Origin of the sequence: Dysgonomonas sp. Marseille-P4361, from assembly GCF_900343125.1 — a bacterium.
Taxonomy (GTDB): Bacteria; Bacteroidota; Bacteroidia; order Bacteroidales; family Dysgonomonadaceae; genus Dysgonomonas.
The window spans coordinates 61,064-73,125 of sequence record NZ_OPYL01000006.1 but is presented as its reverse complement, the minus strand read 5'-3'; the positions used below and the strand labels follow the sequence as shown (position 1 = coordinate 73,125).

Genomic DNA, 12,062 nt, shown 5'->3' with positions numbered 1-12,062 from the left:
TATGATATGTTATCAAAACTAACAGACCCATATTATTGTTATAGTCCGTAAACGATTAGAATTATAATTATGAGTGATTTATTAGAATTGGAAGGTAAGATCGTAACCATGATAAAAACGGTATACGATCCCGAAATACCTGTTAATATATTCGACCTTGGTCTTATTTACGAGATCGATGTCGATGATGAGAAAAATGTAACCATAACAATGACATTGACTGCCCCTAACTGTCCGGCAGCTGACTTCATTATGGAAGATGTAAGATACAAAGTTGAATCTGTACCCGGAGTAAATAATGTAATCGTAAATCTTACATTCGAACCTGAATGGAACAAAGATATGCTTAGCGAAGAAGCTAAACTCGAATTAGGATTCCTTTAAACTAAAGTATTTGAAGTGGGGAAAAAAATCTATTTTCTTTCAGATGTGCATCTTGGTTCTGCATATCATAAAAAAAACATCGATAAGCATCAGGTAATTGCTCTTCCTAACATCAAGATGAATAAAAGCGAGGTGTACCCTCAACATGATGTTGAAAGAAAACTTTGCCGTTGGCTTGACATGGCGAAACAAGATGCCGAAGCCATCTATTTGCTTGGTGATATTTTCGATTACTGGTTCGAATACAAAAATGTGGTTCCGCGCGGTTTTGTTCGTGTATTAGGGAAAATAGCAGAAATAACAGATTCTGGGATAGAAGTACACTTCTTCATTGGCAATCATGATATTTGGGTTACCGATTACCTACAAAAAGAGTGCGGCATGACAGTTCACTTAGGACCTCTTGTCCGCGACTTTAGTGGCAAGAAGTTTTTCTTGGCTCATGGAGATGGTCTAGGAGATGAATCTATATCTTTCAAGTTATTGAGAAGTATATTTCACAGCAAACTTTGTCGTATTCCTTACGCAGCCATACATCCTCGCTGGACTGTAGGATTTGCTCAATGGTGGTCAAACCATAACCGCACTGCTCATGAGAATCCTCCTTATTTTGGCGAAGATAAAGAACATCTGGTACTGTTTGCCAAGCAACAGCTCAAAACTGCACCAAACATCAATTACTTTGTTTTTGGTCACCGCCACATTATGTTAGATTTGATGCTTTCAGCAAGTTCACGCATTGTCATATTAGGAGATTGGATAGACTATTTCTCCTATGGCGTATTTGATGGAGAGAATTTTACCCTCGAAATATTTGAAGAATAAAAAAAGAGCCGCTTATAACTAAGCGGCTCTTTTCATATATTGATTCTCTATTTATTAGAATCTTATTCCGTAACCGAAACCTACTGTAAAGTGATCTAAATCACTGAAAGTATATTTCATTTCAAGATTTAAGAAACTAGAGCTGCTAAGATTGTATTCAAAGCCTCCTCCTAAGTTAAATCCCCAATCTGTAGCACCTTTACCTACTCCATCAGGAAGATCTCCTGTATAACGATTGTTTAGCATAGACAAACCAGCTAAAGGATAAATATTAAGCTGAGATTCTAGAGGAAATACATAGTGGAAGTTTACGTTAGCATCGAATCCTAATACTTTATTTTTAGGGAACATCAACATTACATCTGGAGCTAAACGAAAATTGTTCGCAATATTGTAACGTCCTTCTACTCCAATCATAAAACGACCTGGATCTGATTGATAACCTGCTTGGAAAACTGCGGCTTTTTCACCTTTACCAAGCCCTGATTGTGCGTGTAGTCCTAAAGAAAAAACAGCTAATAAAACAGCTAAAATTACTTTTTTCATACTTAAAAAATTTATGTTAATAAAAAAATTATAGACGAATGAACTTAACATTCTTTAAATCTATAACCGCAAAAGTATAATAAAGTTCATGAATAATAAAATTAACTTTCAAAAAAAGCTCTCTCCTAAACAAATACCGATAACTAATAGTACCTTTGCCCCTGAGTTAATTAGATGGTTATTAATATGAAAATGATAAAAGGTGTCTTTATCATTCTTCTATTTTATTTTTTGGGAGAGGCTATCAGTTTTTTTATAAAAGGCTTCATTCCCGGAAATATTATAGGAATGATTCTGCTTTTTCTCTCTCTCTACTTCAAAATTTTTGATTCAGACAAAGTAAAAGATGTAGCAACTGCGTTCACTCGCAATATGGCTATTTTCTTTATTCCAGCCGGAGCCGGGCTTCTAGGCTCTTACGGACTTATCAGCCAATTCTGGATGTCTATACTTATCGTATGCTCCATCAGCACTGTATTAGTTATTGCGGTAGTAGCTTTAATTCAACAAAAGATGGAGGGCAATAAAAAATGAAAGCTTTATTTGAGTCTACAGAATTTATATTACTGCTCATCTTCGGAAGCTATCTATTAGGTCAATGGATATTCAAGAAGACAAGAATACCTCTATTGCATCCTCTTATTATAGCAATCGGTATTATTATAGTTTTTCTTAAGATAGCAGACATAAGCTACGAAACCTTTGATGAGGGGAGCCGATTTGTAAGCTTTATGCTCGGACCTTCTGTTGTCGCCTTGGGATATGTACTATACGAACAGTTGGATTATCTAAAAGGCAATGTTTTATCTATTCTTACCTCAATCTTCATAGGAAGTATAGTAGGAATTCTAAGCGTCATCATCCTTGCCCGAATTACCGGGGCAGATGAAGTTCTCATTTACAGCCTGGAACCAAAATCAGTAACATCTCCAATAGCTATGAGTATATCTCAACAGTCAGGAGGCAATGTTTCATTAACAGCAATAATTGTTTTATTCTGTGGTATTTTCGGCAGCATCATTGGTCCGCCGGTACTACGTTTATTAGGTATAAAAAGCAGTGTAGCCAAAGGTTTGGCGATGGGAGCTTCGGCACATGGTATAGGTACAGCAAAAGCTATGGAAATGGGAATGATAGAAGGGGCACTTAGTGGACTAGCTATAGGACTGATGGGGGTTATGACAGCTCTTTTAATCCCAATCATCCACCAATTATTCGGTTTAGCATCATAAAGAAAAGCCTTACTGCTATATTGAAGAAGATTCATATTAGAAGAATTCTAAAAATGGCAGCATTTGACTACCTTTGCGTAAAACAATTTATATGGCATCAATACTACAAGTAGATCTTCTTACCAAGAGTTTTGGCGACCTTGTCTTATTCAAGGATATATCATTTGGCATAGCCGAAGGAGAACGTATAGGTCTAATCGCTAAAAACGGATCAGGAAAAACAACCCTTTTGAACATACTTGTAGGAAAAGAACCTCACGATAGTGGTTCAGTCGTATTTCGCAAAGACTTGCGTATTGCCTATCTAGAGCAAGATCCTATATATCCCGAGAATCTTACAGTCCTTCAAGCCTGCTTCCATTCGGGAAATGAGATAACTGATCTGATAGCCGAATACGAACAGGTTATAAATTCTAAGGACCAGTCAGGCTTAGAAAATATCCTTCAACGAATGGATATACTGCAAGCATGGGACTACGAACATAAAGCTAAGCAAATCTTGGCTCAGTTAAAGATCAAGAACTTTGATCAGAAAATCGGCGAATTATCAGGAGGTCAATTAAAACGTGTTGCTCTGGCAAACGTCTTAATTACAGAGCCGGATCTTATTATTCTCGACGAGCCTACTAACCACCTCGATCTGGATATGGTAGAATGGCTCGAAGGACACCTACAACAATCAAGACTAAGTCTTTTGATGGTTACTCACGACCGCTATTTCTTAGACCGAGTATGCAACGAGATCATAGAAATAGATCAGCAACAATTATACAGATACAAAGGGAACTACTCTTACTATCTTGAAAAAAGAGACGAAAGAGTCAGTGCCCAAAACTCAGAAATAGATAGAGCCAACAACCTTCTCCGCAAAGAGTTGGATTGGATGCGCCGTCAGCCACAAGCCAGAGGGACAAAAGCAAAATCTCGCATCGATGCTTTTTACGACTTGGAAAAGAAAGCACAACAAGCGAGAGATGCAGGCAATGTACAACTACAGATGAAAGGCTCGTATATTGGCAACAAAATATTCGAAGCGAAGCATATCTACAAATCTTTTGATGATATCAAGATTCTTGAAGACTTCAACTATATATTTGCCCGCTACGAGAAGCTTGGAATTGTTGGCAACAACGGGACAGGAAAATCTACTTTTATAAAAATGCTGATGGGAGAAGTTGCTCCCGATAAAGGTGAATTCGACATAGGCGAAACTGTAAAATTTGGTTATTACAGTCAGGATGGACTTAAGTTCGACGACCAAATGAAAGTGATCGATGTAGTACAAAACATAGCAGAGGTCATCGACTTAGGGAATGGGAGCAAACTAACCGCTTCGCAATTCCTACAGCATTTTCTATTTGCACCCGAAAAACAGCACAGCTTTGTCTATAAACTTTCGGGAGGAGAAAGGCGTCGTCTCTACCTCTGTACGGTACTCATAGCCAATCCGAACTTCTTAGTTCTTGATGAGCCGACAAATGATTTGGATATCGTTACATTAAATATTTTAGAGGAATACCTACAACAGTTCAAAGGTTGCGTTATAGTCGTATCGCACGACCGTTACTTTATGGACAAAACGGTTGACCACCTCTTAGCCTTCCAAGGGGATGCGCGAATAAAAGATTTCCCAGGCAACTATACACAATACAGAGAGTGGAAAGAAATCCAGGACTCTTTGGAAAAAGAGAAACAACAAGCATCTAAACCCAAAGAAGAGAAACAACCTATAGTTCCAACAAAACCTCAAGAAAAGAAGAAATTGTCCTTCAAAGAAAAACGTGAGTTTGAAGAGCTGGACGAGTTAATTCCAAAACTAGAAGAAGAGAAAAACAACTTGGAGGTAGAGATGTCAAGCGGGACTTTATCTTCTGACGAATTAATCAGCAAATCGAACCGCATTAGCGAACTGATAGATGAAATAGACGAGAAGACATTGAGATGGATGGAACTTAGCGAACTAATATAAACTATACATCCTCTCTATACTTTTTTTGATTCTCACACAAACTCTTTCCTTTTAAGAGTGTTTAATAGATGACTTTGAATTTAAGATGATAGAATCTTGAGTCAAAAGACTAATGATAATAATGTATAAATGGAAGCTGTAATCAAACCCAAACTTTGGTCTGCAAGTTACCTAAATGTCTGTTTAGCGAACTTTCTGATGGCATGTTCTTTCAATTTATTAATGCCATCCATCCCGTTATATGTCACCGAACAGATGGGCATTCCACAATCACGCACCGGAATTGTGTTAGCATCATACGCTATCGCACTGATGTTTGTTCGCCCATTCTCTGGCTACATGGTAGATATCTTCTCTCGCAAGAAAATATTACTTATTGCATTTACCTGTTATGTACTCACTTTCTTTGGATACTTTTGGGCAACAACAGTAATGCTTTTTGTCTTCGTACGTTTTCTGCATGGTATCACATGGGGACTGTCCACCGTTTCGTCCAGCACACTTGCCATTGACGTCGTTCCATCCGAAAGACGTGCCGAAGGGATTGGATATTACGGAACATTCATGAATGTAGCAATGGCAATAGGACCATTCTTCGCTATACATATATACAACCACTATGGTTTCGACATCCTTCTTTGGTGTGCTATCGTTATGGGGATACTGGGTATCATAGCCGTATCGCTCATCAAAGCACCTGAGAGACCAAAGGTAGAACGACAGAAGATCTCCCTAGACCGTTTCTTTTTACTTAGAGGGTGGCCAATATTTCTCAATCAGCTGTTACCATGCTTTGCCTGGGGCACAATAGGCCCTTTTGTAGCCCAATACGGCAAAGAGATCGGTATTCCTAACGCAGGTATCTTTTTCTTATTCTGGGCAGGAGGGATCATTATATCACGTGTATTTGCAGGGAAGTTGGTAGATAGAGGCAAGATACATGAAGTCAATGTTTCTGCAATGGCAATCGTTACCGCAGCTTTTTTTGTATTTGCTTCTATACATAACATATATGCATTCTGCCTATCGGGATTATTTATTGGCATTGGCTTTGGAATGATGTTCCCTGCCCTGCAAACTCTCTATATCAACCTTGCAGAGAACAACCAAAGAGGAACAGCAAACTCTACTTACCTCATTGGATTCGATTTCGGATTGGCTCTAGGGATGCTAGGAGGAGGATATATCACAGGGTTTATGTCTTTCGAGGCATTATACTTATTCTCTGCAGTACTGTGCTTCGTCAGCATTATGATATATTGGTATGTATCAAGGATAGTATATGAGAGAAAGAGACTAAGATAAATTACAGGTCAAATAGGTATTCCAGAAGCTCGCAACCCATACAATAAGCTCTTAATCAACGTATTATACCCGAATCCTTGAAAAACTAAACATCTGACTATCAAGCATATGTAAAAACAAAAAAGCAATCTCGAATGAGATTGCTTTTTTATATCATAAAAGGTGAATTATTTCACTTTGTTTACGATTGCTTTGAATGCTTCTGGATGATTAACAGCTAGGTCAGCTAGAACCTTACGGTTAATTTCGATTCCATTTTTGTGAAGAGCACCCATTAGGCGAGAATAAGACATACCTTCTAGGCGAGCTGCTGCATTGATACGTTGAATCCACAATGCGCGGAAGTTACGTTTTTTAGCACGACGGTCGCGGAATGCGTAGGTAAGACCTTTTTCCCATGTGTTTTTAGCTACTGTCCACACGTTTTTACGTGCTCCATAGTAACCTCTTGTTAATTTTAATACTTTTTTTCTGCGGTTGCGTGACGCAACATGATTGACTGATCTTGGCATAATTTACAATGTTTTGAATGATAGCGGTTTTCTTGTTTCAAAAACTCTTTGCTGCATACATCCGGTTAATAAATCTTTTTAAAAACTTGCTTTAGAAACTCAATTATTTCATTGCTAATAATTTCTTAACAGCATTTTCATCTACTTTATGCACAAGACCTGCATGAGTTAGATTTCTTTTCTGTTTTTTAGTTTTCTTAGTCAAGATGTGACTTTTGAAAGCATGTTTTCTTTTGATTTTTCCTGATCCGGTAAGGGCAAACCTCTTTTTGGCACCGGAATTAGTCTTTTGTTTTGGCATCTCAGTTAATTAATTAATTTTATTTACTAAACGAATAATTATATAAGTTGATTATTCTTCTTCTTTAGTCTCCTTTTCTTCAACAACTTTTTTCTCTACCTCTTTCTTTCCCTCTTCTTTAGGTTTAGCAGGTGCTTTTGTTGGTTGTTTTTTAGGAGAAAGCATCATGATCATTTTCTTACCTTCCAATTGAGGCAACTGATCTACTTTAGCTAAATCTTCTAATTCTGTAGCAAAACGCAACAATAGAACTTCTCCTTGATCTTTAAACAAGATTGAACGACCTTTAAAGAAAACGAATGCTTTCACTTTCGATCCTTCTTCCAGGAAGCTTTTTGCATGTTTAAGTTTGAAGTTGAAGTCATGGTCGTCCGTCTGAGGTCCGAAACGAATCTCTTTCACTACCACTTTTACAGATTTTGCTTTAGCTTCTTTCTGCTTTTTCTTTTGTTGATAAAGAAATTTCTGATAATCCATTATTTTGCAAACAGGGGGCACAGCAGTTGGTGAAATCTCCACCAAATCAAGCTCAAGTTCATCTGCCATTCGTAGGGCTTCTTGTACAGTGTATACACCTTGTTCTACATTGTCACCTACCAGGCGAATCTCTCTAGCACGGATATTTCCGTTAATACGATGTAAATCTTCTTTCTTTTGATTAAATCTGTTATTCCTCATTCAAAAACTGATTAGAATCTTTCTTTATCTTTTTATTATTTTATAATATTAATTATCAAGCATATAAACACGAACACTTAGGATTATTGCTCCCATGCATTCATCATTCTCTCTATTTCTTCATTCAATTGGGCAGCAAAGTTAGTAAATTTCATTGAACCTTTATCACCTTCACCCTGTTTTCTTACAGAAACTTCTTCAGTTTCTGCTTCTTTCTCTCCAACTACGAGCAAATATGGGATTCTCTTCAACTCATTATCACGAATTTTGCGGCCAATTTTTTCGTTACGGTCATCTACCTGAGAACTAATACCTTTTTGCTTCAAGTAACCTGATACTCGATAAGCATAGTCATTGAATTTCTCACTGATAGGTAACACAACTACCTGATCCGGAGCTAGCCACAACGGGAATTTTCCGGCTGTGTGTTCGATCAGTACAGCGATGAAACGCTCCATTGACCCGAATGGCGCACGGTGAATCATTACAGGACGGTGTTTTTGGTTATCCGCTCCGGTATATTCCAATTCGAAACGCTCAGGAAGGTTGTAATCTACCTGAATTGTACCTAATTGCCAGCGACGCCCAAGAGCATCTTTGACCATAAAGTCTAGTTTAGGGCCATAGAAAGCTGCTTCACCAAGCTCTACTTTAGCCGGCAAGCCTTTTTCTTGGCAAGCTTCGATAATAGCACGCTCAGCTTTTTCCCAGTTTTCGTCGCTACCTATATATTTTTCTTTATTCTCTGGATCTCTCAACGAGATTTGAGCTTCAAATTTTTCAAAGTCCAATGCCTTGAAAATAATGAACACAATATCCATTACTTTAAGGAATTCTTCTTTCAACTGCTCAGGTGTACAGAAAATATGCGCATCGTCTTGAGTAAACCCGCGCACACGAGTCAGACCATGAAGTTCGCCACTTTGTTCGTAACGGTAAACAGTTCCGAATTCAGCCAGACGCAAAGGCAAATCTTTGTATGAGCGAGGTACTACCTTGTAAATCTCACAGTGGTGAGGGCAGTTCATCGGTTTCAACAGATACTCTTCTCCTTCTTCCGGTGTATGGATAGGCTGGAATGAGTCCTTACCATATTTTGCATAGTGACCCGAAGTTACATAAAGCAGTTTGCTACCAATATGCGGAGTCATTACTTGCTCATACTCGAATCTTTTTTGGATCTTCTTCAAGAAATCTTCCAGTTTCAGTCTCAATTGAGTTCCACGAGGCAACCATAGAGGCAAACCTTTTCCTACATTTTCGGAAAAAGCAAACAGCTCTAATTCTTTACCAATCTTACGGTGGTCGCGCTTCTTGGCTTCTTCTAACAAATGAAGATACTCATCCAACATTTTTTTCTTAGGGAATGTGATTCCATAAAGACGAGTCAATTGCTTACGCGTTTCGTCACCACGCCAGTATGCGCCGGCAGCACTCAATATCTTAACCGCCTTGATATAAGACGTATTTGGTAAGTGAGGTCCACGGCACAAGTCTGTAAACACACCTTGTGTATAAGTTGTAATAGTTCCGTCTTCAAGATCGTTGATCAGTTCTACTTTATAATTTTCGGCACGATCGCCAAACATCTTTATAGCATCAGCTTTCGTTATGCTTTGACGTTTGATCTCCTCCTTATTAGCGATCAGCTCCATCATTTTGGCTTCAATCTTAGGGAAATCAGAATCTTTAACCGGCGTATCACCGAAATCTATATCGTAGTAAAATCCGTTTTCGATAGCCGGACCTATACCAAATTTAGCATGTGGGTAAAGTATTTGAACAGCCTCGGCCATCAAGTGAGCCGAAGAGTGCCAATAGGCATGCTTAGCATCATCGTCTTCCCATTTCAAAAGTTCAATGGTAGCATCTTGCTCTAACGGCCTCGTCAGATCCCAAACATCACCATTAACTTTAGCGGCAAGCACATCCTGAGCCAAACGCGAACTAATACTTTCTGCAATCTGTAAAGATGTTGTTCCTTTTGCGAACTCGCGAACGGAACCATCTGGAAAAGTTACTTTAATCATCTTTTTTGATATTTAGTTACATAGCTTCTACAAACAAGCTATTTATTCAACTTGCAAAAATAAGTATTTTTTACAGATAAAATCATACTTAGTCTTTCTTTTAAGTATTCGACCTTATCAAAAAATATAATAAAAATGCTCTTTTGAAAAACAGATTCAAAAGAGCATTTACTATTCATTACCTTAAACTTTATTCTGTCATTCTTTTTATAATGCTATATGCACCTACAATACCCATTTCACCAGCTTTTCTCATATCGTCCAAAGCTCTGTTCTTATCCTTAATATGGAAACGACTCAGACCTCTATTGTAATAAGCTTCGGCAAAACCGGGATCGCGACGAATAGCTTCGCTATAATCCAAAATAGCTGCTCTGAAGTCATTTTGCTTATACCTAACATCAGCCCTGTTATAATAGGCATAAACAAAGTCTGGGTTCAGCTCGATCACCTTGTTATAACAGTTAATAATAAGCTCAAACTCTTTTTTACCATGGTCGAGCAGAACTGTAGATGGCAGTTTTGTTTCTTTTTTTACTCCCCCCAAATTGGACAATTCTGTTTGTTCTGATTTCTTTTCATACTCTAGCACATTTTCATTCAGTTCTAATTGTTTCGTACAAACAACTGCCAGATTGAAATATGCCAATGTGAATTTAGGATTGAGTTCTATCGCTTTTTTGAAATCTTCGATCGAGCTGGAAAAATCTTGCACAAGCATATAATCCATTGCTCGAGCAAAATACAAATCGGCATTATTCGGTCTTTCTGCAATTTCTTTTGATAAATTTTCTATCGAAGTAAAATGCTCCTCGGCTTGCAATTCATTCAACGAGGCTTCTTTGTTAGCCAATCTCAACTTTTTAGTCAAGACATTTTTCTTGTTCAATGCATCCACCAGAGGGCTATAATAAACAAAACCTCTAAGGTCTGATTGCTTTTCATAATATGTAACTATAAAACGAGGTTCTAGAGCCAAATCAACTTGTTTATTCTGAATACGACCACGCGTATTGCTTCCATATTTATTCTTCTCTTCAACTGTTTTATCTGCAACAACTAGCAAATTAAACTTATCAAGGTCACTATCCGATTTTTCTCTGGTCTTATTTTTCGTTTCAGCATCAGTATCGTCTCCTTTTCCTTCTGCCAATTCTCTATTTTTGCGAGCCTCTTCATTTCTCGCGTAATTAAAGTCACGCTCGGCGCCTTTCAAATCGTTTTGTCTGTGTTTAATTTCAGCTCTAGCCATAAAGCCGTGATAAAATTCCGGATATTCAGCCAGCACGGTATTCAGATCTTCGAGCGCACCCTTGTAGTCGCCAATATTACTCTTAAGCAATGATCTGTTATAGTACGCTATATAGTTCTTTGGTTCGGCCTGAATTACAACATCAAAGTCTTCTATAGCTCTATTATCGTCTCCTACCTGAGAGCGAAGAAGTCCTCGATTGAATCGTGCAATTATATTATTCCCATCCAACTCTATTACTTTGTCATAGTCGCTCATAGCCCCTCTAAGATCATTCTTCGAATAGCGCACCAGCCCTCTATTGATATAATTACCTTCATACAACGGATCGATACGAATAGCTTCATCAAAATCACCCAAAGCTTTATCCAAATCTTGCTTATAGTAATGTAACAAACCTCTCATCGCATAAGGATGAGATAGATATTTATCTATTTTTATTGCTTCATCATAATTTGCAAAAGCCTGTATTGTATCTCCTTTCTCTTGATACATTGCCCCTCGCATCATATACCCTTCGGTATATTTAGGATATATTTCCAATAAACGATTTAGATATTTCTCAGCGTCTTCATATTCTTTTTTCTGTATATTGACTACCCCCAAATTAACCAATGTAAATTTATCATTTGGAGAATTATCCAATGATACCAAGTAATCGGCCAAAGCCCCGTCATAATCTCCCTGATTTTGGCGAGCATCGGCTCTGAGCTGATGTACTCTGGTCATAAAAGGATTTCTATCAAGGGCTAAAGTACAATCATCCTCCGCTCCCTTAAAATCATCCAGATAATATTTTGCTATTGCTCTATAGTAATAGGGTTCTGCCAAGAACGGTTTGACTTTAATCACTTGATTAAAGTATTGTATAGACAAAACATAGTCTTCGAAGTAAAGGGCATTGCGTCCGATAAGAGTTACTCTTTCAGTATTTATCTGAGACATTGAACTTAACGCACAACAAAGGGCAAATATGAGGACTACGATCTTTTTCACCAAGGTATAAATTAAGTGTTGATTGGCAAATA

General features: G+C 37.9%; 12 protein-coding genes. 6 read left to right on the top strand and 6 right to left on the bottom strand.

Annotated features, from left to right (window positions below; genetic code table 11):
- Window positions 1–69: 69 nt before the first annotated feature.
- A complete protein-coding gene (locus DHU68_RS11580; protein WP_108823151.1) occupies window positions 70–384 on the top strand; it encodes a metal-sulfur cluster assembly factor in 315 nt (104 codons plus the stop codon).
- Window positions 385–399: 15 nt separating this feature from the next.
- Window positions 400–1,209 (top strand): UDP-2,3-diacylglucosamine diphosphatase, encoded by an 810-nt coding sequence (locus tag DHU68_RS11575; RefSeq protein ID WP_108823150.1) that lies wholly within the window; start codon window positions 400–402, stop codon window positions 1,207–1,209.
- A gap of 54 nt (window positions 1,210–1,263) precedes the next feature.
- Here the strand turns inward: DHU68_RS11575 and DHU68_RS11570 are convergent, their stop codons facing one another.
- Window positions 1,264–1,755 carry an outer membrane protein gene (locus DHU68_RS11570; RefSeq protein ID WP_108823149.1) on the bottom strand — a complete coding sequence of 164 codons (492 nt, stop codon included), beginning with the start codon at window positions 1,753–1,755 and terminating at the stop codon, window positions 1,264–1,266.
- 192 nt (window positions 1,756–1,947) lie between these two features.
- On the opposite strand from DHU68_RS11570, the gene DHU68_RS11565 reads away from it, so the two are divergent.
- The 4 genes from DHU68_RS11565 (at window position 1,948) to DHU68_RS11550 (ending at window position 6,261) form a co-directional block, all read left to right on the top strand.
- A complete protein-coding gene (locus tag DHU68_RS11565) occupies window positions 1,948–2,289 on the top strand; it encodes a CidA/LrgA family protein (RefSeq protein WP_185117512.1) in 342 nt (113 codons plus the stop codon).
- On the top strand, window positions 2,286–2,987 hold the full coding sequence (locus tag DHU68_RS11560) for an LrgB family protein (protein WP_108823148.1): 702 nt from the start codon (window positions 2,286–2,288) through the stop codon (window positions 2,985–2,987). Before DHU68_RS11565 ends, DHU68_RS11560 begins: the two co-directional genes overlap by 4 nt.
- A gap of 91 nt (window positions 2,988–3,078) precedes the next feature.
- The gene (locus DHU68_RS11555; RefSeq protein WP_108823147.1) at window positions 3,079–4,956 is read left to right on the top strand and encodes an ABC-F family ATP-binding cassette domain-containing protein; all 1,878 of its coding nucleotides are present in this window, start codon (window positions 3,079–3,081) and stop codon (window positions 4,954–4,956) included.
- 129 nt (window positions 4,957–5,085) lie between these two features.
- Complete coding sequence (locus DHU68_RS11550) at window positions 5,086–6,261, top strand: MFS transporter (RefSeq protein ID WP_108823146.1); 1,176 nt, start codon at window positions 5,086–5,088, stop codon at window positions 6,259–6,261.
- Between the two features lie 167 nt (window positions 6,262–6,428).
- Here DHU68_RS11550 and rplT read toward each other — a convergent pair whose 3' ends face one another.
- From rplT to DHU68_RS11525, 5 genes are all read right to left on the bottom strand, one after another.
- Complete coding sequence (gene rplT, locus DHU68_RS11545; RefSeq protein ID WP_101689799.1) at window positions 6,429–6,773, bottom strand: 50S ribosomal protein L20; 345 nt, start codon at window positions 6,771–6,773, stop codon at window positions 6,429–6,431.
- A 103-nt stretch (window positions 6,774–6,876) separates the two neighbouring features.
- Window positions 6,877–7,074 (bottom strand): 50S ribosomal protein L35, encoded by a 198-nt coding sequence (gene rpmI, locus DHU68_RS11540; RefSeq protein ID WP_108823145.1) that lies wholly within the window; start codon window positions 7,072–7,074, stop codon window positions 6,877–6,879.
- Between the two features lie 51 nt (window positions 7,075–7,125).
- Window positions 7,126–7,752, bottom strand: coding sequence for a translation initiation factor IF-3 (gene infC, locus DHU68_RS11535; RefSeq protein WP_108823144.1), 627 nt, complete (start codon window positions 7,750–7,752; stop codon window positions 7,126–7,128).
- A gap of 83 nt (window positions 7,753–7,835) precedes the next feature.
- Complete coding sequence (gene thrS / locus DHU68_RS11530; RefSeq protein WP_108823143.1) at window positions 7,836–9,782, bottom strand: threonine--tRNA ligase; 1,947 nt, start codon at window positions 9,780–9,782, stop codon at window positions 7,836–7,838.
- 190 nt (window positions 9,783–9,972) lie between these two features.
- The gene (locus DHU68_RS11525; protein ID WP_108823142.1) at window positions 9,973–11,979 is read right to left on the bottom strand and encodes a tetratricopeptide repeat protein; all 2,007 of its coding nucleotides are present in this window, start codon (window positions 11,977–11,979) and stop codon (window positions 9,973–9,975) included.
- Window positions 11,980–12,062 lie beyond the last annotated feature (83 nt).